Here is a 25970-nt window from a genome sequence, read left to right on the forward strand (position 1 = left end):
GGGAGTATCGTCGCCGGCAGGATGAAATACGTCGGGCGAGAACGGCCCCACGTGAGCGACGAACGCCCCCCGGAGGACGTAGAAGCTACCTGTCCGCGCTGCGGGGCGTCAATCGGCGACCACGACGGATCGTGTCCATCCTGTGGGCTCGTCTTTCTCGATGACGACGGCCGATTGACCGACGAAACCGCGACGGCACTGTTTGAGGACAGTGATCTCGACCTCGACACGCTGGATCTGTCCGGGAACGAGTTGTACACTCCGCGGTGGGTTCGACTGCTCGTCGGACTGGCGATCAGCGCACCGCTGGCTCCGCTCGTGGCGTTTGTCGCCGGATCGATCGTGTCGTTCCCGCTGTGGGTCGGAAGTCTCGTCTTCGCGTTGGGCTGGGCACTGCCGGCGGTGTTTCTCTCGCGGCTGGCGCTCCCGAGCGCGATCGTCGCCGCCGGACTCGTCGTCCTCGGTTCGACGCTCGTGGTGACCCCGCCCGTGATTGTCGCTGGACGTACACTCGTCGGCTCGAACGCCGAGACGATCGGTGCGTTTGGGCCCGACGCCTGGACTGCTCAGGCCGCGTTCCTGACAGTCGGGGCCGTCGTCCTCGTACTCGGTGCGTTCCTCTATCGGTACGTAAAACGCAAACGCGACGCGTGGGCCGAAGCGGGCACCCGGTGAACGCGGTTCGCACGACTGCCGAGCGCGACGCCGGGCGGACCGTCCTATCGATCCGATTGCAACTCCTCGACCAGCTGCTTGATCGCCGTGTGATGATTGCGAAGTAACTGGTTTTGCTTGTCGACGGCGGCCGTCAATTCGTCGAGTTGTGCTTCGATCCGTTCCAGATCGGCCGGAGTCATGGCCGCGTCGACGGGCTCCGTCTCGCTGCCCGTGTCGGACGGGCCGGTGCCGTCGACTGTATCGGTGTCGGCACGGGATCCGGGGTCGTCACCGAGGGGCCGGATCTCGCTGTCGAAGGGGTACTCGTCGTTCGATCGCGCCGCCGCTGAATCTGTCTCGTCGACCTCCGACTGGAAGCGCGACTGGAGTTGCGACAGCGACGTCACCTCGAAGTACTCGTTCAGCGCGCGTTCGAGCGCGCGCTCGACGAGCCGGGCCTCGTCGTTGGGCGTCTTGATTCGCTTCGGTCGCCCGTCGACGGACAGCACGACTTCCGTCGCGACGCGGGCCTGCTCGAAGTCGATCCCGGTGAGCGCCTCGTATTCGAAGGACTCGTACTCGCCGTCCCAGACGGCGTTGCCGACGTGCTTGACGATCCGGTCGTCGGCGACGACCAGCGTGAGCTCGCTGAATCGAAACGCCTCGACGACGCCCTCCTCAGCGTCGAGAACCCGCTCGGCACGGAGGATCCCCTCGAGGAGCAACCCGAGCACGTCACGGGTCGCGTCGGCCGGCACCGTCAGCGACTGTTCGTCGTCGACGTATTCGAAATGAAACTTCGTTTTCCGTCGCCCCTCAGACAGCTCGAGCCGTTCGACATCGTGGGGGTAGTCGGTAACGCGCTCGTCGCTGAGCAGGCCGTCCGCCCGGTAGAGCAGCGTCCGGGTCGGGGTCAGACAGAGCAGATCGTCGTCACCCAGCGCGAGTCCGGCCTGTACGTCCTCGTTGCCAAGGTGTTCGCGAACCAGTTCCGGCAGTTCCATACCGCCTGTGTGATCTGCCGGGAGCATAAATCCGCGGGCTGTGCCAACGGATCGCGTAGCCGTCGGGCGACGAAGATGAGAAGGTTAAAGAGCGACACTCTGCTACCATCGGATGCGCCCGGGTGGCTTAGCTGGACATAGCGCCGCACTCATAGGGTTTCACTCTGAACGCGGCACCATCCCGGCATGCCCGTCGAGGCGCTGTCGAGCCTCGGACCTGGGTCATGCGGAGATCGAGGGTTCGGAGCCCTCCCCGGGCATTTTCATTTCGTCACTCGCTCCGTCGAGTGACAACGCAAGAAATGGGTCGTGTCGCAAAGTCCTCTAGAGTTCAGTAGTGACTGGGTCCCGTGAGGAACGGGACGCCTCCGGTGTCCACCCACGAGGTGTCCCAGGCACGCCACAATCGACGTGCGGCTCACGATCGGCATCGACGAGGATAAGACGGTACCGCTCGCCACGCTTGCCGAGTTCGTTACCTGGCTATCGATATGGCTGAGGTGACTGTTGCCCTCAACGACGCGAACGCAACGAGCGCTATCAAGGCGCTTCTGTAACGACTGGCGTTACTGCTCGATCACGCCGTTTTTGGCTCACGTCCAGGATTCGCCGCTCGCCAGATCGGTCTCCCCATCCAGTTTCGAGGACGGGCAGATGTCTTCCAGCACGCAGTCGGCACAGTCCGGGTTGCGTGCCGTACAGACCGCCCGTCCGTGGTCGATAAACAGATGGGTGAACGCCTGCCACTCCTCCCGGGGGACGAGCGACGTGAGATCGTCTTCGATCGCTTCCGGTCGTTCCCGTTCGGTGAGCCCGAGTCGCCGCGTGAGCCGCTGGACGTGCGTGTCGACGACGATTCCCTCAACGACATCGTGGCCGTGCTGGAGGACGACGTTGGCGGTCTTGCGTCCGACGCCCGGCAGATCGGTCAGCTCGCTCATCGTGTCCGGGACCTCGCCATCGTGTTCGTCGGCGAGCTTCCGTCCGATGCCCTTGAGATACCCGCCTTTGTTGTTGTGAAACGTGACGCCGTAGATGTCCTCGGCGAGTTGCTCCTCGCTGGCTTCAGCGTAGTCCTCGGCGGTCTCGTAGTTCTCGAACAGGTCTTCGGTGACTTCGTTGACGCGCTCGTCGGTACACTGCGCCGAGAGCACGACTGCGACGAGCAGTTCGAGACGGTTTGAGAACTGCAGCGAGATCGTCGAGTCGGGGTACTCCTCGTGGAGTCGGTCGATGATCTCGGCGGCCTGTGCTTCGCGAGAATCGAGCGGATCGCCCATGACCGACCCTCGGGCCGGCGGGGCTTGAGCGGTTCGAAACTGATACTGCCGGCTGTAAGTTCGTAAAGATATTCGCCACCCCGGGGTGGCGAATTCCTTCAGTTTGTTACAGCCGGCAGTATGACTCGCGGCCCTCACTCGATCGTTGCACCGGGAGCGTTTTTCTTGACGCTCTCGATGGCGTCGTGGACCTTGTTCCGCTCCGCGTAGCCCTCGCCGCTGTCTGCGATGACGTTGCCGTTGCGGTGGCGCAGTCGCCAGCGCCACTGTTCGCCCTGATCCTCGAAGACCTCGAACGCCGCGGGTCCGACGTCGAGCGCGTCAGCATCGGGCGCGAGCTGCCGGATCCGCTCGACAGCCTCCTCAGCGTCCGACTGGGTGCTGTATCCCTCGCCGCTCGTGGCGACGATTTCGCCGTTTCCGCCCCGCCATCGCCAGCGGGTTTCGCCGCGGTTGTCCTCGTAGATTTCGAAGCGGTCGTCCGAGAGGTCGTCACGGAGCGAGTCGACCGCGCGTTTCGCGTCGCGCCGTCGGGTGTATCCCTCGCTGGCCGCCGCGATGACGTTCCCGTTGCGATGGAGGAGGCGGAACCGCCACTCGCCAGCGTTGTCGCGGTAGATCTCGAACGACGCCGGATCGAACTGCAGGTAGCTGGCCGGACCAGCGTTCTGCTTGACGCTGTCGATCCCCTGTCGCGCCTTCTGCTTGCTGGCGTAGCCCTCGCCGCCGTCGGCGATGACGTTGCCGTTGTCGTGGACCAGCCGCCAGCGCCACTGCCCGCTGCGGTCCTCGTACAACTCAAACGTCGCTCGACTCTCGTCGGTCATGTCTGGAATGAGTGGGGCCGCTTCGAGTGCGTCTTCGGGCATTTCGTCTGGCTCGGGTGTGATTTCGAGTAGCGTCGCGCCGATGGCGTTGCGTCTGACGCTCGCCATCCCCTTTTTGCCGTTGTGCTTTCGCGTGTACCCTTCACCGCTGTCGGCGATGACGTTGCCGTTTCGGTGTCGCAGCCGCCAGCGCCACTGCCCGCTGCGGTCCTCGTACAACTCGAACTGCGCCTGACTGGCGTGCAGCGAATCGACCAATGCCTCGCGTTCGTCGAGTTCGGAAGTCAACTCCGACTGGACGGTCTCGCGTTCCTCGCTGGTCGCTTCCAGCTCGGCTTCGAGTTCTGAGGCATGCTGTTCGCTGACTCCGAGCGCCTCACGGGTCGCCCCACCGATGACCGAACCGGCGACGCCGGCCAGCGCGATGATCGCCAGTCCAGCGGTGTACAGGAAGATCACTGGTTGATTGCCAGTGAGCGTCGACCACTCGGCCGGGAAGACGACAGCGAACCAGACGACGGCCGCGAGACAGATCGCCTGCCCGAGATACGCCGCGTAGGTGGCCCACGACTGCAATGGCAACCGGATGATCGGCCCCGCGACCAGCATCGCCAGCCCAATCGACAGCAGCATCACGCTCCCTTCCCGGAGCGTGAACCCGTCGGCCCCGCTGGCCGACTCACTGAGGAAAAACAATACGAGTCCCGCGATTCCGAGGAGCAACCCGACCAGAAATACCCAGTAGCCGCGAACCTCGTCGTCGGTGTCGGGCTCGCCGATCCGGTTCCGGTAGAAGCTGTACAACGGTCCCTGCGTGGTCGTCGTTCCCATAGCGTCTGAAACATCTCAGCCAAACCTAATAAAAGATACTGAAATTCAGATCCGATCACAGTTCGTCGAGCGTGACGGCCTCGTGCGCTGCGTTTCGAAGCGCGTCAGAGCGGCCGTACGCGCCCGGTGCGATCGCGACCGTTCGGAGTCCCTCGCGAGCGGCGAGTTCCAGTACCGGTTTGAAGTCGGTATCTCGGGAGGCGATCGCCAGTACGTCGGCGTCGCCGCTCGCTGCGAGCGCGGCCGCGTCGACGGCGAGTTTGACGTCGACGTCGCCGCTGGTCGTGACGACCTCGAACCCGCGGGCCTCGGCCGCCTGAATCAGCCCGGGGGTCGCGTGCTCGTCGAGATACAGACGCGTCGTCACAAGCCGGCCGCGTTGGCTTGCGACGGCGCGGAGTTCGTCCAGATCGACATCGAACTCGTCACGGAAGACGTTCGGTCCGTCGACGAGCAGTGCGACGCGCGATCCGCTCGTAGCGGAGCCGAACAGTCGGCCGAGCAGTCCCATACCCGTCGGTATTTCCCAGCAGATATGGATGTTGCGACAGCGGCCGGTGGTGTTTGCGTCGCTGCGGGATGATGTAGCACACCCCGTGCTCGCTCCGATTGGTGTGATTTATAAACCCGCAAGCCATCGTTCCCGATGTCGAACGCTCGGTTGGTGTAGTCCGGCCAATCATCTTGGCCTTTCGAGCCGAGGACCAGGGTTCAAATCCCTGACCGAGCATACAAATCCGTTCCCCTTCTCGCACTTTTTCCGTCTCTGAGCTATGCAACTATGTCACCACGCAAAGCCAACGAGACGGGTGTTTGGGACACATCCCTGCGCGGTCTTGCGATTATAGTATCGAATCAGTCCAGATATATGAATCGCCATACTGGGGCAGGGCTATGAGTATCGAGACAGGCGGTTCCAGTGACGGACGCCCGTACCCAGAGAAAATCAGAGGCATATCAGTTGTCCCAGAGCCGTCGCGCGAGCGACTTGGCGAGCGAGAGTTGATTGACTACGGCCAGCACCGTACTGATCTACTCCGCTGGGCATTCGACGTAGGGAAGAACCCTGACCGTGCAGAGGGCTATGCACAGCAAACTGTGTTTGGTCGTGCCTACCGCCTTGACCAATTCTCTAGGTGGGTGTGGGACGAATACGATGGATACACGACGAACATCACTCATAGCTATGCAGACGACTACACACGGTATCTTGTCCGTCGAGATGGGGGTGATGAAGACAAGTCGAATCACCAGAAAGCGATTAAGATGCTGTTCAAGTGGAAAGCTTGGAACGGAACGGGAGAGACGTGGAACCCCGACGTGACGATCAACAGTAATAGCGGGACTACGAACCCCGCAGACTTCTTTACAATCGAAGAACGGTCACAGATTCGTGAGACGCTCCTCTCATTCGATTCTGTCCCGAACTATAGCAGCTGTAGCCCCGAGCAACGTGATCGGATCAAACAACACCTTGCCCAACGCTTCGAGAAACCAAAGCGTGACGTGACGCCAGAGGACTTTGAACGGGCAAACTCGTGGCAACTGCCGTCACTGTTCTGGACCGCACTTGACACGGGGCTACGCCCCATCGAAGTGAGGCGGGCAAACGTTAGTTGGGTGGATATCGACAATAACGTACTACGCATCCCAAAAGATGAGTCCTCGAAGAACAGTGACAACTGAATTGTCTCGGTTACGGATCGGACTGCCGAGGCACTACGTCGCTGGTTGCACGAACGTGACGCTTATCCGAAGTACGAAGACAGTACAGCACTCTGGTTGAATCGGCAGGGGAATCGCTACGAAGGCTATTCCCTGAACAGGCGATTACGGCAGATCTGTGACGAAGCAGGCATAGACACAGAGAACCGTGACGTATCGTTCTACTCGATTCGGCACTCTGTCGGGACATATATGGCCCGCGAAGAGGGGCTTGCGGCTGCACAAGCACAACTCCGTCACAAGTCAGAACAGACGACTATGCGTTATGATCAAGCCCCTGTAGAAGATCGACGTGATGCTCTGAATTGGATGGAGTGACTCATACTGCTGGTTTCTCTATACGTCTTCCCCCGTTTAGCATGGTTTAAAACAGATTTGCACCCAAATTCGTATTTGCGTACAAACTATTTCTTACCACCCATACTACTAAGTGCTTGGATCTATGTACTCTAGTCGTGATGCCGAGTGCTAAAAGCTCATTTGAGTTTGAAGGTGAGAAGGCTCTTGAAACAGCCAAAACCGTACTGAGTAACTACGAAATCGAGGGGAAGGTAGAACGAATCTCAGTCGAAATCGAAGAGAACTCTACGGAGGACGAAGTGGGAAACGGACAATCTTCGAGTGGCAGTGACGACCGAGAGCTAAAGCAAATTCGTCCAGACACGAACCATCACATGGTTCTTACGGCAGTTAAAGAACTACAAGGCGCGGGGGAAACCCCTGTTAGCGCCAAGGATATTCACAAACACATCGGTTCGGACAAAATCAAGGAAGGTTCGGTATATGCGTCTCTAAACGACTTGTATAATCGAAGACTGGTTGAACGCGAGCGGATCAAACGAGATGGTACACATAAGAACGTATATGAGATGACAGGCTACGGTGATGAAGAGATTAAGCGACTCGGAGGATACTAATAGGAACTGAGCCGTCTGATGATTGGCATTAAGGATGCTGCACGGGGCGCACCTGTAGCCGCGTTTTGGCCTACAGCTGCTTCAGTAATTGTATATACTGAATCCCCCTCCACTCTCAATCTGATTTTCTTGTCCGTGATGACCTTTGCAGGGGCAATGACGTACGTCACCATGAGACAGGTAAAGTCGCTATTCGAGCAAGCTCAAAACAATACTCCACATCGGGGAAGGGGGAGACGGAACAGACCATCTAAATCCAGGATGGACTATTTTCGGGAAGTCCATAATATGACGATCGATCTAATGCCTGACTCCAAGGGGGCTAAGAGACTCATCGTCTTTTGGATAGTTATTGATATGATGGGTCTGATAGGGCTTTCCGCCATTTTTCTATATCGAGTGTTTGTTGAGTCTCAGCTTGGTGCTACTGTAACAGGATTCACGCTACTCCCGATCGTGTATATTTGTGTTTTGCTCAGTATCTTAATCTGGAACGTGTAACAACAGACAGCACAGCATTTTTCGTTGTAGTTCAGTGGGATTCTCCGAGCGACTGCTGTTCATCGCTCGAACGTTCCGAACGAAGTGAGCGAGAAGCGCGACCTATCGCACGGCCCGCGTCGCGGCGTCCATGATCTCGATCGCCTCTTTGAGCTGCTCGATACCGGTCGCGTACGAGATGCGGGCGTACCCGTCGCCGTGCTGGCCGAAGGCGTCGCCGGGCACGACTACGACCCCGCGGGCGAGCACTTCCTCGACCCAGCCGTCGGGGACTCTCGGCATCGCGTAGAACGCGCCTTTCGGGGTCGGATACGTTAGTCCCATGTCGTCAAGCCCATCGAGCAGGACGTCCCGTCGTCGCTCGAAGGCCGCGACCATCTCCTCGACAGCGTCCTGTGGGCCCGAAAGGGCGGCTTCCGCGGCGTACTGGGCGGGCGCGCTGGCACAGGCCTGAACGTACTGGTGGACGCGCAACATCCGCTCAATCCGGTCGGTCGGCCCGGTCACCCAGCCGAGTCGCCACCCGGTCATCGAGTAGGTCTTCGAGCAGGCGTTGATCAACACGACGTTGCCCTCTTCGGAGAACTCCAGCGGCGAGCGGTGCTCGCCCTCGAAGACGATGTGTTCGTACACCTCGTCGGTGATACAGAGCACGTCGTGCTCGTCGGCTATCCGGGCGAACTCCCGCATGTCCGCGGGCGACTGGACCGCGCCCGTCGGGTTGGCGGGACTGTTGACCACGAACGCGGCCGTGTCGTCGGTGATCGCCTCCTCGACCGTTTCGGGATCGAGCGTCAGATCCTCCCGCAGCCGAACGGGATTCGGCGTCCCGCCGGCGAGTCGAGTCAGCGCGTCGTAGGAGACGAAGCCCGGATCCGGGAAAATCACTTCCTCGCCGGCGTCGACGTGGGCCTCCAGCGCGATGTGCAGCGCCTCGCTCCCGCCGGCGGTCGCGATCACGTCCTCGGGATCGACCTCGAGGTCGTTGTCCCGGGCGTGTTTCGCGCTGATCGCCGCCCGGAGTTCGCGGGTTCCCTTGTTCGAAGTGTAGCCGTCGGCCTCGCCGGCCTGAATCGCTTCGACAGCGGCCTGACGGGCGTGGTCGGGCGTCGGGAAGTCCGGCTGGCCGAGTCCGAGGTTGATCGCGTCCTCGCTTGCGGCCTCGAACACCTCGCGGATCCCCGAGATCGATACCTGTTCGACTCGCCGTGAGAAGTCGGTCATATCTGTCTTCGAGGACGGGAACGCGATAACTGTTGATGATCGCAGCTACGCTCGTTCCCGCTCGCGCGCGTCTCCCGTCTCCGAGGTCACCCGGGACCGGTCTTCGGCGTCTTCGAGCGTCTCCGTTTCCAGCAGGCGCTCGACCTTGCGCTCGAACTGCTCGTCAGTGAGTTCGCCGCGCGCGTATCGCTCCCGAAGCGTCTCCAGCGCGTCGAGTTGCTCGTCAGTGTGTGATTGTGCCGTCGTCTCGACCTCGTCGTCCCACCACTCCGAAATGTCGTCCTCGTCGCCGAACAGAAGCGCCGTCAGCGGGACGATCACGACGTACCCGACCAGCATGAAGGGGAGCCACCAATTCTGTCCGGTGAACATCGCGGCGAGCCAGATTCCCGTGACGAGCACGGAGACGATTTCCGTGAGGTTCTCCCGGGCACGACTCAGCGCCGAGCGCTCGTTCATGTGCCGGGATTCGGCGACCACCGACAAAAACCTACAGTTCGTCCTCGATGACCGCGCGCAGTTCGGCCACCTCAGACGCGTCGACGGTCAGCGACGCGTCGCCGGCCTCGATCGAGAGTGTTCCATCGGCAGTCGCCGCACCCAGTTTCTCGACGGGGGCGACGCCGTCGAACGCCTCGCGCACGGCGTCGGGGTCGGTCGTCTCGACGACGACGCGGCCGGGCTGTTCGTCGAAGGGCGCTAGCGAGTTCTCGACGGTCACGTCCGCACCGGCGTCGTCAGTGAGCATCTCCGCGAGCGCGACCGCCAGCCCGCCGTGGCTGACGTCGTGAGTCGACAGCGTGCTCTCGAAGTCCGCGACCGCGGCGATCGTCTCGATCAACTCGGCCGCGTTCCCGGGGAGTTCCGGGAAGCGATCGCTCCCGCCCGACCGGGCGAGCAGCTCCGAGCCGCCGAGGGCCGGCCCGTCGTCGGTCCCGCCGACGAGCAGGAGCGTCCCCTCGCCGGACAGCGCCATCGGCGGGGCGTCGTAGCCGTCTTTCGTCCCGACCATCGTCAGCGTCGGCGTCGGCGGGATCGGCCCCTCGACGGAGTCGTTGTACAGCGAGACGTTGCCGCCGACGACCGGCGTCGAAAGCGTCGAGCAGACGTCGGCCAGTCCGTCGACGATCGCCTTGAACCCGCCGTAGACGTCCGGTTTCTCCGGGTTGCCGCCGTTGAGACAGTCGACCGCGGCCAGCGGCGTCGCTCCCTTGGCAGCGAGGTTCGTCGCGTTCTCCAGTCCGACCGCGCGGGCCCCGTCGTACGGTGCCGCAGTCGTCCAGTTGGGGTCCGCACCGGCCGAGATCGCCAGCCCCGTCTCGGCCTCGCGGATCGCCATCACTGCCGCGTCGTCGCCCGGCGGCGTGGCCGTCCGGACCTGCACCTCGTGGTCGTACTGTCGGTAGACCCAGCGCTTGCTCGCGGTGTTGGGCGACCCGACGACCGTCTCGAAGGCCGCCTCGAGGTCGAACTCCGGCAGGTCGCGTTCGGGCTGGTCGGGTTCGGCGTGATCGAGATCGTGCATCGGCGCGCCCTCGCCGAGGAACTCGGCGTCGGCTTCGACGACCGTCTCGCCCTCGAAGGTGCAGTGGTAGATCCCGTCGTCGGTCGTCTCGCCGATGACCGAGGCCTGCAGATCGTAGCGCTCGGCGATCTCGGCCACCCGATCGACGTTTCCGGGCTCGACCTCGTAGACCATCCGCTCCTGGGACTCCGAAAGCAGGATCTCGGTCCCGTTCATGCCGGGTTCACGCTGGTGGACGCGATCCAGTTCGATATCCCCGCCGAGCCCGCCTTTCGCGACCAGTTCCGAGGACGCCCCGCCCAGCCCGGCCGCGCCGAGGTCGCGGGCCGACTCGATCAGGTCCTCGTCTATCAACTGCTCGTTGCACTCGATCAGCAGTTTCTCGCTGTAGGGGTCGCCGACCTGGACCGCGGGACGGTCCTCGGTCTCGGCGTCCTCTGCGAGGTCCTCGCTGGCGAAGGAGGCGCCGCCCATGCCGTCTCGGCCGGTCTCTCGGCCGACGAGGACGAGCTTGTTGCCCGGTTCCTGCGCCTCCGCAGTGACGAGGCGGTCACCGTCGGTCAGCCCGACGCAGGCGACGTTGACCAGCGGGTTCCCCTCGTAGCCGTCGTGGAAGGCGACGCTCCCGGCGACCGTGGGAACGCCGATGCTGTTGCCGTAATGGGAGATCCCCTCGACGACCCCCTCGAAGAGATAGCGGGGGTACTCCTTCTCGAAATCCCCGAAGTAGAGGCTGTCGGTCAGTGCGATCGGGTACGCCCCCATCGAGAGGATGTCCCGGACGATGCCGCCGACGCCCGTCGCCGCGCCGTCGAACGGATCGACGTAACTGGGGTGGTTGTGACTCTCGATGCCCATCGCGATGTAGGTGTCCCCGTCCCCGGACGACGGTATGGCCACGACACCGGCGTCGTCACCGGGCGGGACGATCACGTTCTCGCCATCGCTCTCGAACGCACCGAGTAGCGGGCGCGAGGAGCGATACGCACAGTGTTCGCTCCAGAGGTTTTCGAACAGGGCTGTTTCGGCCTGTGTCGGCTCGCGCCCGAGGTGCTCGGTCACGAGCTTGTGATCCGAGTCGTTGAGACTCATTACCGGACCCTCGCGCAGGCCCACCAAAAGCGCTTTCTATCCCGCTACAGTCCGATCCCGAACAGCCACGCGCCGGTTGGCCGCCCGGGACGCGCTTATACCGCTGGACGCTCTCTGTTCGAACATGGAGATCACGCTGCGGTTTTTCGCCAGCTTCCGCGAGGCGGTGGGTCAGAAGACGCTCGTCCGGGAGTACGACGACGTCTCGACCGTCGGCGGCGCGCTCGAAGCGATCACCGCGGAGTACCCCGACCTCGACCTCTACGACGACGGCGCGCTCCGGGAGTACGTCACCGTCATGCGAGACGGGAGAGACGTGACTCACATCGACGGACTGGACACGGAACTGGCAGGTGGCGAGGCGCTGAGTCTGTTCCCGCCGGTCGCCGGCGGATAGCCGAGCGTGCTGTCACAGCCAACTGGCGAAGCTATTTGAATCCGCCAGCCGTACCGCGGGCATGGACACTGTCTCACTGGGCGTCCCCCAGCCGATTCTCGACGCCTTGCCGGAGGAGGGCATCGACGCCGGATCGGACATGCAGCGGGTCGTCGCGTCCTGGCAAGAGCGGATCAACGAGGCCATCGAGACGGCCGAGTCGGATCGCGACGCCGCCGGCGCGGTCGCCGACGCCGTCGAAGTTCTCGAGGACCGCCACGAGCGCTACGACGAACACGTCGTCGAACTGCGCGCGTGGGGCCAGTCGCCCATCTACGCTATCGCGTGGCGGAACCTCTACGCGGATCTGATCGCACAGCTGTACGACCACGACGACCTCGCAGACGAAATGAACCGCGAGCGCAACGCACGGATCGTCGAGGACGGGATCCGGTTCAGCGACTGATGCGCTCCCGGACGCGCCCACAGTAATGCGAGTCGAACGGTCCTTTCGCGGCATCTCGGCGCGGCTGGCGCGCCGCTACCTCTCGAAACTCGGCGGGTCGGTCGTCGACGAGACGACCGTCGAGGGGTCGGACTGGACGGCGACGCTCTCGACGGAGACGGTCGAGATCGGTCCCTCGATCGAGCTCACCGAAGTGACCGTCGTCGTCGAAGGCGACGAGGAGACCGTCCCGTCGCTCGTCGAGTCATTCGCGCAGAAAGCGATACGAGCGGGCGGATGAGACGAGCGACGGACTGCAGACGTCCTGGGGCTACGGTCAGTCGTCGGCCGAAACACCGGCGGAGACGCCGGTCCCCGGACCGATGGTGATGTCGAGTTCGTCAAGGCGCTCGTCAGGCACGACGCCGTCGACCCACTGACGTGCCTCGTAGTACTCGTCTTTGAGCTGGTCGAGTTCCGCGAGCTGGCCCTCCGCGGCACCCATGCCGGGGATGGCGTCCTCGCTTCCTTCGATGAACCGGTCCGGTAGCGAGTCGTCGTCGCCGTCGAAGCCCACGAGGTTGTTGTAGTAGCGTTCGAGCGTGTAGATGCGCTTGCCGGTCTCGATGAGGTCCTCCTCGCTCACGTCACGACCGGTCATCCCGTTGTACTGCAACACGTACTCCTCGATGCCCTCCGCGAAGGCGTTGAACTTGCAGATGTCGAACGAATCGGAGATGGCATGCAGGTCCTGGAAGGTGACCTGCAGTTCGCCCTTGCCCTCGGGATCGGCGGGGTCGACGGCCTCCGGAATGCCGAGGATCTCGGCCGCGGGCGTGTACCCCCGGAGGTGACACGCGCCACGGTTCGAGGTGGCGTAGCCGATGGCCATGCCCTTCATCGAACGCGGGTCGTAGGCGGGGATGGTCTGGTTTTTCACGTCCAGCCGGGAGTCCTCGGCGTCAAAGCGCTCGGCCGCGCCGGCCGCGCCCTCCGCCAGGGCGTCGGCGAGCTCGCCCTCGCGCTCGGCGATCTTGCGCAGCATCTCGTACATGGCGTCGTGATCGCCCCAGTCGATGCCGTCCTCGACCTGCCCCTTCTCGGTCATCTCCATGGCCATCGCGAGCATGTTGCCCGACTCGATGGCGTCGATGCCGTACTTGTTACAGCGGTCGATCAGGACCGCGGTCACTTCGGCGTCGTCGTTCATCGAGTTCGACCCGAAGGTGAAAGCCGGCTCGTACTCCAGCGACTCCATCCGGACGTTCTGTGTCTCGCCGCCGAGTTCCGTCTCGACTTCGACTTCCTTCTTGCAGGCGACCGGACAGGAGTGACAGGTCGGCTCGTCGACGAGGATGTTCTCCCGGACCCACTCCCCGGAGGTGTTCTCGGCGTCGATGTTCGGCTCGCTCGGGTCGTCATCGCGTTCCGCGGACGTCGAAGTGTATCGCCCGTTGCGAGTGGGCAGGCCGTCCATCTCCTCGGTCAGATTCGTCAGGACGTTCGTGCCGTACACCGACAGGCCGCCCTCGTTGGGGGCGGTCACGTCCGATTCCTGGATGACCTTCATGGCCTGTTGGTGGCCCTCCGCGAACGTCTCTTCGTCCGCCGGCTTCGGCATGTCGGTGCCCGACTTGACGACGACCGCTTTGAGGTTCTTCGAGCCCATGACCGCGCCCGTCCCGCCGCGGCCGGACGCGCGGTCGTCCTCGTTGATGATACAGCCGAACCGGACCTCGTTCTCGCCGCCGGGGCCGATCCCCATGAAGCTCAGGCTCTTGCCGTACTCGCCGTCGAGTTCGTCCTCGATAAGCTCGCGGGCCTCGTGAGTGGTCTTGCCCCACAGGTGCGAGGCGTCTCGCAGTTCGACCTCGCCGTCCTCGACGTAGGCGTAGACCGGTTCGTCGGCCTGTCCCTCGAACAGCAGCGCGTCGAAACCGGCCCACTTGAGTCGGGCGGCCGACCAGCCGCCGTGATGGGAGTCGGTCACCGTGTTAGTCAGCGGTGATTTGGTGACGACGGCCATCCGGCCGCTCATCGTCGCCTGTGTGCCCGTCAGCGGGCCGTTCATGAACGCCAGCAGGTTCTCGGGGCCGAGCGGGTCCACGTCCGGACCCTGCTCGAAGACGTACTTGACCCCGAGACCTCGTCCCCCGATGTACTTCTTGGCGTCCTCGTCGTCGATGCCCTCGTAGCCGATGTCACCGCTCCCGAGGTCGATCCGCGCGACCCGATCGCGGTAGCCGCCGAGTTCCGTCATCGTTATCCCTCATGATTATATACGGTCGCCAGCGAGTTATCTCTACGTCCGGCGATGTAATCGTCCTCGATTACGTCGCGCTGGTTCGCTCTGTCTTGTCGATCCCATCCGCAGCCACCGACGCCTGTGGACGGTACGTTCTTGGGGACGGGCAGCGAACGTCTCGAAGATGGCGTCACAGGAGTCCGAACCTGCCGTGACGGTCGCGGGGGACAGCGAGGTCGTGCTCGCGGACGCGCCGGCGACCCGCGAGCGGTTCCCGTGGCAGACCCGCGGGTTCACGATCAACTGCCACTCCGGGCGCGAGATCGAGGGGCGCTGGAGCGGAGTCCCGATCGCGCCGGTGGCCGAAGCCGCGCAATTCCCGCCCGAGACCACACATCTGCTGCTGACCGCGGACGACGGATATCGAGTCTGCATCGACGCCTGGTTCGGGCTCGATGGGTTCGTCGGGTTCGTCTGTGAGGAACTCACCGTCGAAGGTGGCGAGGCGTACGCCCTGCGTGAGACGCCGCGGTTTCTGGCCCCGGAGATCGACTCCTCGCGGACGATCCGGAACCTCTCGGCGATCGAGGCGATCGAACTGCAACCCGGCGAGGACGCTCGCGACTACGAGACCGGTCATTGATCGGTGTCGGAGGCTGGACCACGTCGGTCAGTAGACCAGCTCTCCTGCGATAAACTTCCGGGTGCGCGGATCCGATGGGTCCTCGAAGATCGTCTCCGTCGGGCCGACCTCGGTGATCGTCTCGCCGAGCAGGACCGCCACCCGGTCGGCGACGCGCTCGGCCTGATGCATGTCGTGGGTGGCCACGACGACGCCGATACCTCGGTTTCGCGCCTCGGCGATCGCCTCCTCGATGACGGCGGTGTTTCGCGGATCGAGGTCGGAGGTCGGTTCGTCGAGCAACAGCACGTCGGGGTCGTACGCCAGCGCGCGGGCGAAGGAGACGCGCTGGGCCTCGCCGCCCGAGAGCGACTCCGCCTGCTGGTCGGTCTTGTCCCGTAACTCGACGACGCCGAGCGCTTCGTGGACGGCCTCGGCGGTCCCGTTGAAGCCGAGTATCGACTGCACTTCAGCACGGACCCGTTCGGACCAGGACCGGCGGACTCGAAGTCCGTACTCGACGTTGCGGGCGACCGAGGCGTCGAACAGGGACGCCTCCTGAAAGACCATCCCGATGCGCCGGCGCAGCGAGAGCCGTTCGGACGTGCCGACGCGCCAGGCCTCGGTCCCGTCGAAGGTGACAGTCCCGGCGTCCGGCTCAAGCGCGAGCGCGAGCATCCGCAGCAGCGTCGACTTGCCGACGCCGGAGGGCCCGATGACAGCGACGACCTCGCCACTGCCGATGGCGAGTGAGAGGTCGCGAAACACCGTTTCGTTCCCGTAGGACTGGGCGAGGTCTGTCGCCCAGAGCGTTGCCGTGCCCGTTTGCGGCTGTGAACGGTCGATCGCCCGGACCATCGTACCGTCTTCTCGCGTCTGTGAACGCTCGGGTTCCCGGAGCATCATCGGACCCCCTGATCGCCGAGTCGGACGACGACGGCGTTGATCACCAGCACGAGCGCGAGCAGGATCGCCCCGAGTACCATCGCCGTCTCGTATTTCCCCTGCCGGGCCTCGAGCTGGATGGCGGTCGTCAGCGTCCGGGTCTTGGAGATCCCGTCCGCGCCGGTGATGTTGCCGCCGACGATCAGCACGGACCCGACCTCGCTGATCGCGCGGCCGAACCCGGCCAGGATCGCCGTCGCGATCCCGTAGCGCGCCTCCTTGAGAACGACCAGCGCCACGTCGAGACGCGTCCCGCCGAGGACGTGGGCGGCGTCGCGAACGCGATCGTTCACGCCGGTGATAGCGGCGAGGCTGATCGCGGTGATCGGCGGCGTCGCGAGCACGAACTGCGAGATGATCATCGCTTCCTTGGTGAAGATCAGCTCCAGCGATCCCAGCGGCCCCTGATTGGAGACGAGGAACAGCACGGCCAGCCCGACGACCACGCTGGGAAAGCCCATGCCGGTGTTGATCACCGACTTCACGAACTGTCGGCCGGGGAACGCAGAAAACCCCATCACGATCGCAACCGGGACGCTGACCAGCGTGCTCAACGCGACGGCGGTGAGGCTCACGTACAGCGAGACGTAGATGATGCTCCAGACGTAGCCGTCTCTGAACGGGAGATCGAAGACGGCCGCCAGCGGGTATCCGAGCAGTTCCAGTAACACGATCACTCCCCGGACGAGTCGCTGTTCCACCCCTCGGGAACGTACTGCTGGAAGTCCGGGTTCTCGGAGATCGCTTCGGGATAGAACAGCTGTTCGCCGTTTCGCTCGTGGTCCGCGATCGCGTCCTGGGCGTCGGGACTGGTTAGCCACCCGATGTAGGCCATCGCGAGGTCGTAGTTGGCGTTATCGTGGATCGCGGGATTGACCGCCATGACGCCGTAGGGATTGGCGAGGATCTCCGGCCCGTCCTTGATGGGGCCTTGCACCAGGATGACCAGGTCGGTATCCGCGCGCCGAGAGAGGAAGGTCCCGCGGTCCGAGAGGGTGTACGCGCCCTGCTGGTTGGCGACGTTCAGCGCCTCGCCCATCCCGGACCCGGTCTCCTGATACCAGTCCCCGCCGGGTTCGGTCCCGGCGGCCTCCCAGAGGTTCAGCTCCTTAGTGTGGGTGCCGGAGTTGTCCCCGCGCGAGACGAACGTCGCCCCGGTCTCGGCAATGGCGGTAAGCGCCTCGGTCGCCGAGCCCATCCCGTCGATCCCCGCCGGATCGCCCTCCGGGCCGACGATGACGAAGTCGTTGAACATGAGGTCCCGACGGTTGACGCCGTACCCGTTGCGCATGAACTCGTCTTCGAGACCCCGTGCGTGGACCATCACCACGTCGGAGTCGCCGTTGCGGGCCGACTCGAGCGCGGCTCCCGTCCCCTGTGCGACCGGGTCGACCTCGACGCCGTACAGCTCCTCGAAGTCGGGGTGGATCGCATCGAGCAACCCCGTGTCGTAGGTGCTCGTTGTCGTCGTGAGCGTGAGCGTTTCCCCGACGACGTCCGGCCGGTCGTCGTCCGCCTCACCGTCGCCCCCCAGCTGTGCACACCCGGCCGTGAGCGCGACTGCCCCCGCACCGATCCCCGCGACGAACTCCCGTCGTTGTATCGCCATAGACATAACGAAAACCCATTAATAAATATACTTTTCGGCAGATAACGTGATCGGGATCGATTACGGTCGCGGGCATCGCGACAGTCGGCAGTCTTAAGCGCCGGTGACGAGTACAGTTGGACCCACACACGTAGTGCATGGACCGAGAGACCGACCCCCTTGACGACACCGAGTACGAGGCCGACGAGCTGGTGGTGACGCGCCGACAGGCCGAGGTGCTCGCGCTGCGGGAACAGGGGCTGACACAGGCCGACATCGCCGACCGCTTCGGGACGTCCCGTGCCAACGTCGCCAACATCGAGGCGAGCGCGCGCGAGAACGCCGAGAAGGCACGCAACACTGTCGACTTTCTGGAGCGGTTGCGCCCGCTCGTGGAGCTTGAGATCGACGCACATACGTCGCTGTTCGACGTCCCGCCGATGGTGTACTCGGCCTGCGACGAGGCCGACATCAAGGTGAGCAGTTCCGCCGTCGATCTGGTCCAGACGGTCCGCTCGGAGGCCGGCGAGGCGATCAGCGGCAACGTCGTCACCGAGCCGATCCGGGTGCTCGTCACCGAGAGCGGCGACGTTCGCGTGGTCCGCGACTAGTCGGTCGCGTGCTGTCTGGCCGTCGTGTACGCCTCCCGGACGCGGCGGAACGCGGCCTCGTCGCCGCCCTGGTCGGGATGGACCTCCTTGACTTTCTGTCGGTAGGCGTCTCGAACGTCCGCGAGCGGCGCACCAGCAGGCAGTCCGAGCCGGGCAAACGCCTCGCTCGCCGGGTGAGAATCACTCCCAGGAGACGGAGCACTCCCCGGCGTCTCGAAGGGCAGTCGCGGGCCGATCGCGACGCCCGGGAGTTCGTGTTCGACGAGCACCGGCGTGGTGTCCGTCCCGACGAGACGGAAGTAGACGCGCGCGTCGAAGGTGATCGCCACCGCGCGACCGGGGAGATAGAACGCGACCGACTGACCGGCGACGACGTGGTTCTCGACGTAGCGCTCGCCGATCCCGTCCAGATACGCCCGGATCTCCGAGCGACGGCGCGCTTCCGTGTCGCTGGACTGAGAGGGTCCCCGGGTGGGGAACAGGCGAACGATCGCGACGAACAGCCCCGCGATGGCGACGCTACTGGCGACTCCAAGCACGAGACCGGTGACCAGCCACGAGGGTAGGGTCACGAGACCGTCTAGCACACTTGAAGCGAGTAACGGATACCGCAAACAAGAACGGTTCGCTGGAGGCAAGCCGTGCTGGATTCCGGCCGACGGGCGCGATACCGTGGCCGTCGTTGCGGAGGTGCGAGCCTAGCCGATATACCGGAGGTCTTCCTCGGACGCCGCGGGACCGCCGCCCTCCATCTCCTGGATCTTCCGGACGACCTCTTCCATCTCGTCGGCGCGCTCTTCCAGCGAGGCGAAATCGACCTCGAAGCCGATCACGTCCTGCAGGATCTCGAGCACTGCCTGGGCGCTCTTGGGATCGACGAGATAGCCGGAGGTCTCGCCCATCAGGCAGGCGGCCGGGAGGTCGCGGCGGCCGCTCAACCCGAGCAGCAGGCCCGAAACGCCGACGATCCCGCCGGCGGGCTCGTCCTCGCGGAACTCCACGCCGGCGCTCTCGAGTTCGTCGACCAACTCGTCGGTCGTCGCCGCCCCGAGCACGTCGTACTCCTCGATGAGTTCACCGGTCGGGACGCCGCCGAGAGCGAACACGCGCTGGACGCCCAGTCGGTCGGCGACATCCAGAAACGTGTCCGTCAGCCCGTAGTGACCCTCGTTGTCCTGTGCCTGGTGATCGCCGGTCAGCGTGATCAGGTCGGATCCGTCCTCGGTCTCGACGGCGTGAAACTCGGCGTGGGCCAGTTCGGCCGTGCCGTCCTCGACGGTCACCTGCGGCGGGAAGTGCGTCGAATAGACGCGCGCGACGAGCGTGCTGTCCAGCTCTTCGAGGACGTGCTCGGCGGCGAGTTTGCCGACGTGGCCGACGCCGGGCAACCCCTCGACGAGCACCGGATCGTCCAGTTCTGGCTCGGCGAGAATCTCGATCTCGAATGGGTCCATACCCGCTACTCGCGGCGTCGCTCCTTAAGTGCCCGTCGGTACGAACCGTACCGATCCTCGGGCGAGAACGGGGCCGGCGCGCTGTTGACGGCCTCGGATCCACAGTCGGGACAGCGTTCCGAGAGAGTGTAGACCGGGCGATCGTGGGCCTCGCGCCACGCCGAACACACGCGGATATCGGATTTCATGCGTGAAAACAGCGAACGGAGTTACTCTTCGTCGGTGTTGCGCTCGCGGTGATACTGTGCCGTCCCACCGCGGCTTTCAATGACGTCGACGGCCCGGTCGGCACTGTCTTCCAGTTCCGACTCGGCGGTCTTGTAATCCGGCGCTTTGACCTTGATCCGGTACTCCGGCGATCCGACATAGGTCACCTCGAGTTCGACTTCCTCCGGCACTGCTCCGTTGCCCTCCGCGGCCTGCAGCGCCTCCTTGATCGCGTCGACGCCGTCGCTGTCGAACGCCTGCAGATCGACGTATCCGGTCACCTCGACGTAGGGCACCGAGACGTTTTCGCGGGCCGTTTCGACGATCGACTCGATCTCGCCGTCGTCGAGGTCGGTGTCCGCGAGCGCCTCGCTGCCACGGATGGCTGCCTCCTCGAAGCCGGCGTACATCGAGCCGAACGCCGCGAGCAGTTCGTTCGCGACGGCGGCGTACTGCTCGTCGGAGATGTCCTCACCGAAGGACTGCTCCATCCAGTTGTCGGCCTTGCGCTCGTTTTTCCATTCCTGGATCTTGTCCTTGCGCTGGTGGTCGTTGACGTCCTTCAGCGAGAGGTCGATCTGCTGGGAGGACTCGTCGACATCGAGCACCTTCGCGACGACGCGCTGGTCGGGGCTGACGTGATCGCGGACGTTCTTGATCCAGCCGCTCGCGACCTCGCTGACGTGGACGAGCCCGCGCTTGTCCTCGTACTCCAGCAGGTCGACGAAGACGCCGAAGTCCTCGATCTCGTCGATCCGACCCACGACGAGTTCGCCCGGTTCCGGCCACCCGCTGTACTTCATCGTTACCGGGCCTCGACGGTCTCGACGACCTCGCCTTCGATCTCGGCCTTCCCGCCCGTGGGGACCGCGAGCGTGTGCCCGCAGACCGCACAGGAGACCTCGGTGGCGGCCTTGCCGAAGACGATCTGTTCGTTCTCACAGTCCGGACAGACGACGGTGTGGAAGTTCCCGGCCATCGTGATCACTCCTGGAACTCCAGCCGTCCGGCGCGCCATCCCTCGCGAACGTGGGCGTTGCCACACTCGCTGCAGCGGTAGGTGAGGTTGGTCTTCTTGGTGGGTTTGTCCCCACCGGGGACCTTCGAGAACTTGCCGTCGTTCCCGATGCCGGACTGGCGCTCGCGCTGGCGGTCGTTGACCTTCTTCATGCCCGAGGATCGGCCCGTCCGGACCTTCTCGACCTCGTGTTCGTGGTGTTCGTTACAGTGCGGACAGTACGTGTTAAATCGGCGTGGCATCTGCATAGCGAATCGTCCTTGACGGGGATTTGACGTGGGCGCTTAAAACCCGTTTGGTTCCGCTCGCTCCCTCCGAAGTCCCTAAGTGCGGTTGCACCGAACGAGCGGGCATGAAGAACCTCATCATCAACGGCGATCCCGGCGACCTCCGAAAGGACGCCGTCATCGAGTACGACGGCGAGCAGTACGTCTGTTTCTCGGTCAAGCGCCAGGGCGACTGGCACGGGCCGGATCGACCGCAGCTGTGGTGCACGATCGGGCAGGAAGACGAGCGCGAAGCCTACGCGCGCCGCCAGTACATCCCGATGCACCTCGAGACGCTCTCGACCGAGGCGGAGGCGGTGAGCGTCGTCGAGGCGTAGCTCCTAGCCAGTCCCGTTGCCGAGCGCCCCCTGATCGACGCGATAGATCGTCACGGCGGGCCACTGTTTCGCGACGGTCACCGCGCTCAGGTTCGCAACGGTACTGTCGGGGTAGTTGCGGCGTTCGTGGGGGCCGACGTAGACCAACTCGACGTCGTACTCGGCCAGCAGCCGGCGCTGTTCGTCGGGCCGACCGGTGAAGATCGTCTCGACGTCCGCGACGCGCTGTCGATACACGTCACCCCCGCGATAGACGCTCTCCGGTGGCTTGCCCACGACCGTCGGCACGCCGGTCAGGCTGGCGGGCGCATTGTCCCACTGGTACTGCTGGCCCGGATAGCTGACCATGTTCGGCTGTCCGTCGACCTCCCGATCGAGCCAGTAGATCGCATCGGCCTCTTCAGGGTGGTCCGACTCGACGAACGCCAGCGCATCCACTGTCGGATCGGCGTCTCCGGCCGCGTCGACGACCGCGAGGCCGCCGACGAACGCGACCGAGACGACGAGCACCCCGACCGCCAGCCGGCTACCGGCCCGATACGCCCCACGCTCGGCCGGTATCGCTGCCGAGACCCGCCGCAGTGTTAGCCAGCCGATCGCGGTCAGGCCGAGCAGCAATCCCCCGAGGACGACACCCACGGGGACGGCCGACAGCGGTCCGGGCAGACTCGCCGCAGAGTCGGCCAGCCCGAAGTGCCCCGAGAGGGCGAGACCGCCGTACAGCGAGAGCATCGCGGCGAGCGCAACCGCGCCGACCAGGAACCCGCGTCGCCACCGCGGTCCCGAGAGGCCGAGCGCCGAGTGGTGCTGGTCGATCAGTCGCGTCAGGACGACCCCGGCCGCGACCGCTGCGAGTAGCCAGGCCTGCGCGTAGACCTTGAACACCGTGTTGAACCGCCCGGAGGCCCCTCCGTCCTGCAGGTAGACGAACTCGACGAGCACGATCAGTCCGGCCGCCCCGACCAGCAGCACGGTCTCGAACCCGGGGCGGGCCGGTGCGTCGCTGTCGGCCGGTTTTGGGGCGTCGGTCGCTTTCGGGGGGGCCGGCGTGTAGAGGCGTTCGTCGCGGAGCAACACCCAGCCGACGAGGATCAGCGGGCCGAACAGGCCGATCGCGACGACGTCGATTGCCACCGTCACCGCAAGGAGCAGGACGGCGAGCGCGGCCAGCACCGCCCGTGAGGCGACGACTGGCCGACTGTATCGGTAGAGGTACAGCCAGAAGAGGAGCAGGAAGGACCCGTGTGCGACGAGCAGTTCCGCGAGCGTGCTCCGGTCGGGAAACAGCCCGATCCCACCCGTCGAACTCGCGACAGCGAGCCAGTACGGCGAGGAGAGCAGCCAGGCCAGCCCGAGGACGACGCCGCCGGCGACGGCCGCGAGGGCGAGCGTTCGCGCCTCAAGCAGCGGGCGGGCGAACGGCCCGTCGTAATTCAGGATCGGTCGTTCTCGATCGAGAAGTGACATCATCGGTCGCTCGGGCGCGAGCGCGAGCGTCAGCACGGTCAGGCCGCCGACGGCGGGGAACGACCACGAGTTGACGACGGCAATCGTCGCCCCCAGCGCCGGGACGACGCCGAAGACTGTAACCAGCGTCCGGGACTGCGAGCGGTCGGTTCCGGCGGCGAACGTCTGAAAGAGCACGGCCGCGACGGCCAGCAGGAACGGCGTGCTCATCATGTGAGCGTGGAGGTCGCCGTTGAGCCACGCGAACAGCGGGAACTCGGTAATCGCGCCCTCGAGCACCCGGCTTGCGGGCCAGTAGCTGAACTCCGAGGTCGAGGTCGCGATCCCGTAGTCCCGCGGCAACGGGAGCAAGAGCCCGGCGAACCAGTTCCAGACGGCCGCCAATACCGACGGGAATACACCCAGCGGCCCGGCCCGAGCGGCGACGGCTTCAAGCACCGCGCCGCCGAACCGCAGCGGCGTCAGGAGGTTGCTGGCGAACCCGACGAAGAAGGCGGCCGCGATCCCGGCCCGCCGGTAGGAGAACCCGCGGTGGGCGGCGATCGAGCCGGCCAGCCCGTAGGCCGCCGTCACGAGCATCGCGCAGTAGCCCGACAGCGCGAGGTTGCAGGCCAGCCGACCGCTCGTTCCCGTCAGTCGAGCCAGCAGCGACGCAAGCAGGTGCCCGCCGTAGTAATACCGGACAGTCTCGCCGGCGAACCAGGCGTCTTCCGGCGGGATCGTCGTCCCTCGGAGCGAGGACTGCAGCAGGCTCATATCGAGGAATTTCTCGCCCGCCACGGGCGAGGCGGCCGGATCGACCGCCCGAACCGCGACCAGAAAGAGAAACGCGATCGCGAACACGAGCGCGGTGCGTGCGTACGCGTCGTGGTCGACCTCGAACCCCCGATAGACCGCGACCCCCGAGAGCCCGGCGAGGGCGAGCAACCCGACCCAGAGCCCGAGCTGGATCGAGACGCGCCCGAGGACGAACACGACGAGCCAGACGACCGCCAGCCCAAGCGGGAGCGCGACCGTGGCCCCACGATCCTCGAGGTCGGGAAGTAGCGCGGCAGCGAGCGGCTGTCCGAGATACAGCAACAGGAGATACGTCACCAGCCACAGCGCGACGAGAGCGTATTCCATTACGAGCACGAACGGCAATCTGGCCAATAGGTTTTGTGAACGACGGCCTCGCGCCGACAGACGGCTTTCCCGGTCGAAACCGTCCGCTACCGAAGATTAGTCTTGCATACCGGACGAAAATCTATGTGGCTGTCTGACCGGCTATCTGGAGGCGTGCTTGAGGGGACGAGTGACACCTCCGGAAGGGGGAGTCGCAAGCCTTTAGTAGTGTGGTGTGCGTACAATATACTGCAACGGGGACTTGTCCCCGGCCGGGGTCGGCGTCGAGCCCCGCCCACGATTGATCGACGCGATGCCATCCATCCCACGACGGTCGCGGGACATGCCACCTGCGGCCGCCATCCTACCGGACCGGAACATCTGGCCTCCCCGGCGTTCCTGTTCGGTGCTTTTCACACCCCCGAGTCACGACTGCGCCCCGTCAGAGCAAGCAGTCGGACGGTTCGTTTTATACGCTGCGGCGTGGTACGACCACACATGAGCGAGCCAGACGACGCCGACGTCACGTTCGGCACGGAGATATACGACGAGAAGGGCAATCGACTCGGCACCGTCCGGGGCTTCGACGAGCACGGTTTCTACGTCAGTACGGACGAGGGGATCACGGCGATGTCGAGCGAACACGTCGCCTCGGGGATCCCGGGCGAGGCCGAGTTGACCTGGCGGTGTTACGAGTGTGGCGCTATCGGGGACATCGAAGAATTGCCCGAAGACGGCTGTCCCGACTGCGGCGCGCCGAAAGAAGCCATCTACTACCACATTCAGGATTGAATGCGAGTCGTCGTCTTCGGGGCGGGGAGCCTCGGTAGCCTGATCGGAGGACTGCTCGCCGACGAGCACGACGTGACGCTGATCGGTCGCGAGCCCCACGTGCGCGCCGTCCGGGACCACGGGCTGGAGATCACCGGCGAGATCGAGACGACGAGCTACCCCGGCGCGGCCACAGCCGTGTCAGGACCGGCCGAACTGGCGATCGTGACAGTCAAAAGCTACGACACTCCCGAAGCGGCTCGGGCGCTGCAGGCACTCGATACCGATGTCGTGCTCTCGCTGCAGAACGGGCTCGGCAACGAGGAAGCGCTGGACGAGGCGCTCGCGGCGACCGTCCTGGCGGGGACGTGCACGTACGGGGCGCGGCTAATCGAGCCCGGCGTCGTCCGGTGCACCGGCGCAGGCGAGGTGACGCTCGGAGCGAGATCCGGGGGCCGCTCCGAGGCCGCCGAACGGGTCGGGAACGCCGTCCGTCGGGCCGGCATCGACGCGACCGTCGCAACCGACATGCCGCGACGGCTCTGGGAGAAACTGGCGATCAACGCGGGGATCAACGCAGTCACGGCGCTGGCCCGTGTCGAGAACGGCGCGCTCGGAGACGGACCCGCGAACGACGTCGCCACACGCGCGGTCCGGGAGACTGCACACGTCGCCCGGGCGAACGGGATCGATCTCCCCGACGAACGCGCGACCGCCGCGCTCGACACTGTCGTCGAAACGACGGCGGCCAACCGCTCGTCGATGTATCAGGACCTCGAAGCCGGGCGACGGACGGAAATCGACGCGATCAACGGGGCTGTCCTCGAGCGGGCGAACGATCCCGTTCCGGTGAACGAGACGCTGGCGGCGCTCGTCAGAGCATGGGAACGCGAGCGAAAGCTACGATAGGTGAATCAAAAGCGCAACCGA

30 protein-coding genes and 2 tRNA genes are annotated in these 25970 nt (G+C 64.6%); 14 read left to right on the forward strand and 18 right to left on the reverse strand.

The window, feature by feature from the left end:
• The first annotated feature begins 51 nt into the window (after positions 1 to 51).
• On the forward strand, positions 52 to 675 hold the full coding sequence (locus HSR122_RS05450) for a zinc ribbon domain-containing protein (RefSeq protein ID WP_229111756.1): 624 nt from the start codon (positions 52 to 54) through the stop codon (positions 673 to 675).
• 44 nt (positions 676 to 719) lie between these two features.
• On the opposite strand, the gene HSR122_RS05455 is transcribed toward HSR122_RS05450, so the two are convergent.
• Complete coding sequence (locus HSR122_RS05455) at positions 720 to 1661, reverse strand: DUF7115 domain-containing protein (RefSeq protein WP_229111757.1); 942 nt, start codon at positions 1659 to 1661, stop codon at positions 720 to 722.
• A 116-nt stretch (positions 1662 to 1777) separates the two neighbouring features.
• On the opposite strand from HSR122_RS05455, the gene HSR122_RS05460 reads away from it, so the two are divergent.
• A tRNA-Met gene (locus HSR122_RS05460) sits at positions 1778 to 1921 on the forward strand.
• A gap of 333 nt (positions 1922 to 2254) precedes the next feature.
• Here the strand turns inward: HSR122_RS05460 and nth are convergent.
• From nth to HSR122_RS05475, 3 genes are all read right to left on the reverse strand, one after another.
• Complete coding sequence (nth, locus tag HSR122_RS05465) at positions 2255 to 2941, reverse strand: endonuclease III (RefSeq protein WP_229111758.1); 687 nt, start codon at positions 2939 to 2941, stop codon at positions 2255 to 2257.
• A 134-nt stretch (positions 2942 to 3075) separates the two neighbouring features.
• Positions 3076 to 4599 (reverse strand): HVO_2922 family protein, encoded by a 1524-nt coding sequence (locus HSR122_RS05470; RefSeq protein ID WP_229111759.1) that lies wholly within the window; start codon positions 4597 to 4599, stop codon positions 3076 to 3078.
• A 55-nt stretch (positions 4600 to 4654) separates the two neighbouring features.
• Positions 4655 to 5110, reverse strand: a complete 456-nt coding sequence (locus HSR122_RS05475) for an NYN domain-containing protein (protein WP_229111760.1) — start codon at positions 5108 to 5110, stop codon at positions 4655 to 4657.
• A 144-nt stretch (positions 5111 to 5254) separates the two neighbouring features.
• Between HSR122_RS05475 and HSR122_RS05480 the strand changes: the two genes are divergently transcribed.
• From HSR122_RS05480 to HSR122_RS05495, 4 genes are all read left to right on the forward strand, one after another.
• A tRNA-Glu gene (locus HSR122_RS05480) sits at positions 5255 to 5329 on the forward strand.
• A 164-nt stretch (positions 5330 to 5493) separates the two neighbouring features.
• The gene (locus HSR122_RS05485; RefSeq protein WP_229111761.1) at positions 5494 to 6285 is read left to right on the forward strand and encodes a site-specific integrase; all 792 of its coding nucleotides are present in this window, start codon (positions 5494 to 5496) and stop codon (positions 6283 to 6285) included.
• On the forward strand, positions 6286 to 6642 hold the full coding sequence (locus HSR122_RS05490) for a tyrosine-type recombinase/integrase (protein ID WP_267491230.1): 357 nt from the start codon (positions 6286 to 6288) through the stop codon (positions 6640 to 6642).
• Positions 6643 to 6782: 140 nt separating this feature from the next.
• Positions 6783 to 7241, forward strand: a complete 459-nt coding sequence (locus HSR122_RS05495; RefSeq protein ID WP_229111763.1) for a helix-turn-helix transcriptional regulator — start codon at positions 6783 to 6785, stop codon at positions 7239 to 7241.
• 603 nt (positions 7242 to 7844) lie between these two features.
• On the opposite strand, the gene HSR122_RS05500 is transcribed toward HSR122_RS05495, so the two are convergent.
• From HSR122_RS05500 to purL, 3 genes are read right to left on the reverse strand one after another with little or no spacing between them, the layout of a single operon-like run.
• On the reverse strand, positions 7845 to 8966 hold the full coding sequence (locus HSR122_RS05500) for a pyridoxal phosphate-dependent aminotransferase (RefSeq protein ID WP_229111764.1): 1122 nt from the start codon (positions 8964 to 8966) through the stop codon (positions 7845 to 7847).
• Positions 8967 to 9011: 45 nt separating this feature from the next.
• Positions 9012 to 9425: an SHOCT domain-containing protein gene (locus HSR122_RS05505; protein ID WP_229111765.1), complete on the reverse strand. Its 414-nt coding sequence runs from the start codon at positions 9423 to 9425 to the stop codon at positions 9012 to 9014.
• A 31-nt stretch (positions 9426 to 9456) separates the two neighbouring features.
• Complete coding sequence (gene purL / locus HSR122_RS05510; RefSeq protein ID WP_229111766.1) at positions 9457 to 11583, reverse strand: phosphoribosylformylglycinamidine synthase subunit PurL; 2127 nt, start codon at positions 11581 to 11583, stop codon at positions 9457 to 9459.
• A gap of 124 nt (positions 11584 to 11707) precedes the next feature.
• Between purL and HSR122_RS05515 the strand changes: the two genes are divergently transcribed.
• The 3 genes from HSR122_RS05515 to HSR122_RS05525 all read left to right on the forward strand — a co-directional run bounded on the left by HSR122_RS05515 (position 11708) and on the right by HSR122_RS05525 (position 12705).
• A complete protein-coding gene (locus HSR122_RS05515) occupies positions 11708 to 11980 on the forward strand; it encodes a ubiquitin-like small modifier protein 1 (protein WP_229111767.1) in 273 nt (90 codons plus the stop codon).
• Positions 11981 to 12041: 61 nt separating this feature from the next.
• Entirely contained in the window at positions 12042 to 12425 is a 384-nt protein-coding gene (locus HSR122_RS05520; protein ID WP_229111768.1) for a hypothetical protein, read from the forward strand.
• Between the two features lie 25 nt (positions 12426 to 12450).
• Positions 12451 to 12705: a hypothetical protein gene (locus HSR122_RS05525; RefSeq protein WP_229111769.1), complete on the forward strand. Its 255-nt coding sequence runs from the start codon at positions 12451 to 12453 to the stop codon at positions 12703 to 12705.
• 36 nt (positions 12706 to 12741) lie between these two features.
• Here HSR122_RS05525 and HSR122_RS05530 read toward each other — a convergent pair whose 3' ends face one another.
• The gene (locus HSR122_RS05530; protein ID WP_229111770.1) at positions 12742 to 14664 is read right to left on the reverse strand and encodes an aldehyde ferredoxin oxidoreductase family protein; all 1923 of its coding nucleotides are present in this window, start codon (positions 14662 to 14664) and stop codon (positions 12742 to 12744) included.
• A 169-nt stretch (positions 14665 to 14833) separates the two neighbouring features.
• Here HSR122_RS05530 and HSR122_RS05535 point away from each other — a divergent pair, with 169 nt between their 5' ends.
• Complete coding sequence (locus tag HSR122_RS05535) at positions 14834 to 15292, forward strand: hypothetical protein (protein ID WP_229111771.1); 459 nt, start codon at positions 14834 to 14836, stop codon at positions 15290 to 15292.
• Positions 15293 to 15319: 27 nt separating this feature from the next.
• On the opposite strand, the gene HSR122_RS05540 is transcribed toward HSR122_RS05535, so the two are convergent.
• Genes HSR122_RS05540 through HSR122_RS05550 form a run of 3 tightly spaced genes read right to left on the reverse strand, consistent with a single transcriptional unit; the run spans position 15320 to position 17825 of the window.
• Positions 15320 to 16129: an ABC transporter ATP-binding protein gene (locus HSR122_RS05540; protein ID WP_324254656.1), complete on the reverse strand. Its 810-nt coding sequence runs from the start codon at positions 16127 to 16129 to the stop codon at positions 15320 to 15322.
• A gap of 44 nt (positions 16130 to 16173) precedes the next feature.
• Positions 16174 to 16887 (reverse strand): ABC transporter permease, encoded by a 714-nt coding sequence (locus tag HSR122_RS05545; protein WP_394355552.1) that lies wholly within the window; start codon positions 16885 to 16887, stop codon positions 16174 to 16176.
• Between the two features lie 2 nt (positions 16888 to 16889).
• The gene (locus HSR122_RS05550) at positions 16890 to 17825 is read right to left on the reverse strand and encodes a substrate-binding domain-containing protein (protein WP_229111774.1); all 936 of its coding nucleotides are present in this window, start codon (positions 17823 to 17825) and stop codon (positions 16890 to 16892) included.
• A gap of 137 nt (positions 17826 to 17962) precedes the next feature.
• Here HSR122_RS05550 and HSR122_RS05555 point away from each other — a divergent pair, with 137 nt between their 5' ends.
• Positions 17963 to 18415, forward strand: a complete 453-nt coding sequence (locus tag HSR122_RS05555; RefSeq protein WP_229111775.1) for a Tfx family DNA-binding protein — start codon at positions 17963 to 17965, stop codon at positions 18413 to 18415.
• Here HSR122_RS05555 and HSR122_RS05560 read toward each other — a convergent pair.
• From HSR122_RS05560 to HSR122_RS05585, 6 genes are all read right to left on the reverse strand, one after another.
• Positions 18412 to 19002 carry a J domain-containing protein gene (locus HSR122_RS05560; RefSeq protein WP_229111776.1) on the reverse strand — a complete coding sequence of 197 codons (591 nt, stop codon included), beginning with the start codon at positions 19000 to 19002 and terminating at the stop codon, positions 18412 to 18414. The two genes, HSR122_RS05555 and HSR122_RS05560, sit on opposite strands and share 4 nt — an antisense overlap.
• A 111-nt stretch (positions 19003 to 19113) precedes the next feature.
• Positions 19114 to 19869, reverse strand: a complete 756-nt coding sequence (locus HSR122_RS05565) for a proteasome assembly chaperone family protein (protein WP_229111777.1) — start codon at positions 19867 to 19869, stop codon at positions 19114 to 19116.
• Positions 19870 to 19874: 5 nt separating this feature from the next.
• The gene (locus HSR122_RS05570; protein WP_229111778.1) at positions 19875 to 20057 is read right to left on the reverse strand and encodes an RNA-protein complex protein Nop10; all 183 of its coding nucleotides are present in this window, start codon (positions 20055 to 20057) and stop codon (positions 19875 to 19877) included.
• Positions 20058 to 20078: 21 nt separating this feature from the next.
• Positions 20079 to 20879, reverse strand: coding sequence for a translation initiation factor IF-2 subunit alpha (locus tag HSR122_RS05575; RefSeq protein ID WP_229111779.1), 801 nt, complete (start codon positions 20877 to 20879; stop codon positions 20079 to 20081).
• Between the two features lie 2 nt (positions 20880 to 20881).
• Positions 20882 to 21055, reverse strand: a complete 174-nt coding sequence (locus HSR122_RS05580) for a 30S ribosomal protein S27e (RefSeq protein WP_229111780.1) — start codon at positions 21053 to 21055, stop codon at positions 20882 to 20884.
• A 5-nt stretch (positions 21056 to 21060) separates the two neighbouring features.
• The gene (locus HSR122_RS05585) at positions 21061 to 21342 is read right to left on the reverse strand and encodes a 50S ribosomal protein L44e (protein WP_229111781.1); all 282 of its coding nucleotides are present in this window, start codon (positions 21340 to 21342) and stop codon (positions 21061 to 21063) included.
• Positions 21343 to 21446: 104 nt separating this feature from the next.
• Between HSR122_RS05585 and HSR122_RS05590 the strand changes: the two genes are divergently transcribed.
• Positions 21447 to 21698: an HAH_0734 family protein gene (locus HSR122_RS05590; protein ID WP_229111782.1), complete on the forward strand. Its 252-nt coding sequence runs from the start codon at positions 21447 to 21449 to the stop codon at positions 21696 to 21698.
• 3 nt (positions 21699 to 21701) lie between these two features.
• On the opposite strand, the gene HSR122_RS05595 is transcribed toward HSR122_RS05590, so the two are convergent.
• The gene (locus HSR122_RS05595; RefSeq protein ID WP_229111783.1) at positions 21702 to 24290 is read right to left on the reverse strand and encodes a DUF2298 domain-containing protein; all 2589 of its coding nucleotides are present in this window, start codon (positions 24288 to 24290) and stop codon (positions 21702 to 21704) included.
• A 477-nt stretch (positions 24291 to 24767) separates the two neighbouring features.
• Here HSR122_RS05595 and HSR122_RS05600 point away from each other — a divergent pair, with 477 nt between their 5' ends.
• Both HSR122_RS05600 and HSR122_RS05605 read left to right on the forward strand, forming a co-directional pair.
• Complete coding sequence (locus tag HSR122_RS05600) at positions 24768 to 25061, forward strand: DUF7130 family rubredoxin-like protein (RefSeq protein ID WP_229111785.1); 294 nt, start codon at positions 24768 to 24770, stop codon at positions 25059 to 25061.
• Positions 25062 to 25949 (forward strand): ketopantoate reductase family protein, encoded by an 888-nt coding sequence (locus HSR122_RS05605; protein ID WP_229111786.1) that lies wholly within the window; start codon positions 25062 to 25064, stop codon positions 25947 to 25949.
• The last annotated feature ends 21 nt before the right edge of the window (positions 25950 to 25970 follow it).

The sequence above is a fragment of the Halapricum desulfuricans genome (assembly GCF_017094525.1).
GTDB classification, from domain to species: Archaea; Halobacteriota; Halobacteria; order Halobacteriales; family Haloarculaceae; genus Halapricum; species Halapricum desulfuricans.

Bases quoted from the DNA above. Each gene is read 5' to 3' on its own strand.
- nth (WP_229111758.1), bottom strand. From the start codon at position 2,941: ATGGGCGATCCGCTCGATTCTCGCGAAGCACAGGCCGCCGAGATCATC.
- HSR122_RS05580 (WP_229111780.1), bottom strand. From the start codon at position 21,055: ATGGCCGGGAACTTCCACACCGTCGTCTGTCCGGACTGTGAGAACGAA.
- HSR122_RS05485 (WP_229111761.1), top strand. From the start codon at position 5,494: ATGAGTATCGAGACAGGCGGTTCCAGTGACGGACGCCCGTACCCAGAG.
- HSR122_RS05495 (WP_229111763.1), top strand. From the start codon at position 6,783: ATGCCGAGTGCTAAAAGCTCATTTGAGTTTGAAGGTGAGAAGGCTCTT.
- HSR122_RS05550 (WP_229111774.1), bottom strand. From the start codon at position 17,825: ATGGCGATACAACGACGGGAGTTCGTCGCGGGGATCGGTGCGGGGGCA.
- HSR122_RS05575 (WP_229111779.1), bottom strand. From the start codon at position 20,879: ATGAAGTACAGCGGGTGGCCGGAACCGGGCGAACTCGTCGTGGGTCGG.
- HSR122_RS05470 (WP_229111759.1), bottom strand. From the start codon at position 4,599: ATGGGAACGACGACCACGCAGGGACCGTTGTACAGCTTCTACCGGAAC.
- HSR122_RS05535 (WP_229111771.1), top strand. From the start codon at position 14,834: ATGGCGTCACAGGAGTCCGAACCTGCCGTGACGGTCGCGGGGGACAGC.
- HSR122_RS05525 (WP_229111769.1), top strand. From the start codon at position 12,451: ATGCGAGTCGAACGGTCCTTTCGCGGCATCTCGGCGCGGCTGGCGCGC.
- HSR122_RS05515 (WP_229111767.1), top strand. From the start codon at position 11,708: ATGGAGATCACGCTGCGGTTTTTCGCCAGCTTCCGCGAGGCGGTGGGT.
- HSR122_RS05540 (WP_324254656.1), bottom strand. From the start codon at position 16,129: ATGGTCCGGGCGATCGACCGTTCACAGCCGCAAACGGGCACGGCAACG.
- HSR122_RS05500 (WP_229111764.1), bottom strand. From the start codon at position 8,966: ATGACCGACTTCTCACGGCGAGTCGAACAGGTATCGATCTCGGGGATC.
- HSR122_RS05570 (WP_229111778.1), bottom strand. From the start codon at position 20,057: ATGAAATCCGATATCCGCGTGTGTTCGGCGTGGCGCGAGGCCCACGAT.
- purL (WP_229111766.1), bottom strand. From the start codon at position 11,583: ATGAGTCTCAACGACTCGGATCACAAGCTCGTGACCGAGCACCTCGGG.
- HSR122_RS05530 (WP_229111770.1), bottom strand. From the start codon at position 14,664: ATGACGGAACTCGGCGGCTACCGCGATCGGGTCGCGCGGATCGACCTC.
- HSR122_RS05595 (WP_229111783.1), bottom strand. From the start codon at position 24,290: ATGGAATACGCTCTCGTCGCGCTGTGGCTGGTGACGTATCTCCTGTTG.
- HSR122_RS05605 (WP_229111786.1), top strand. From the start codon at position 25,062: ATGCGAGTCGTCGTCTTCGGGGCGGGGAGCCTCGGTAGCCTGATCGGA.
- HSR122_RS05455 (WP_229111757.1), bottom strand. From the start codon at position 1,661: ATGGAACTGCCGGAACTGGTTCGCGAACACCTTGGCAACGAGGACGTA.
- HSR122_RS05475 (WP_229111760.1), bottom strand. From the start codon at position 5,110: ATGGGACTGCTCGGCCGACTGTTCGGCTCCGCTACGAGCGGATCGCGC.
- HSR122_RS05505 (WP_229111765.1), bottom strand. From the start codon at position 9,425: ATGAACGAGCGCTCGGCGCTGAGTCGTGCCCGGGAGAACCTCACGGAA.
- HSR122_RS05565 (WP_229111777.1), bottom strand. From the start codon at position 19,869: ATGGACCCATTCGAGATCGAGATTCTCGCCGAGCCAGAACTGGACGAT.
- HSR122_RS05585 (WP_229111781.1), bottom strand. From the start codon at position 21,342: ATGCAGATGCCACGCCGATTTAACACGTACTGTCCGCACTGTAACGAA.
- HSR122_RS05590 (WP_229111782.1), top strand. From the start codon at position 21,447: ATGAAGAACCTCATCATCAACGGCGATCCCGGCGACCTCCGAAAGGAC.
- HSR122_RS05555 (WP_229111775.1), top strand. From the start codon at position 17,963: ATGGACCGAGAGACCGACCCCCTTGACGACACCGAGTACGAGGCCGAC.
- HSR122_RS05600 (WP_229111785.1), top strand. From the start codon at position 24,768: ATGAGCGAGCCAGACGACGCCGACGTCACGTTCGGCACGGAGATATAC.
- HSR122_RS05520 (WP_229111768.1), top strand. From the start codon at position 12,042: ATGGACACTGTCTCACTGGGCGTCCCCCAGCCGATTCTCGACGCCTTG.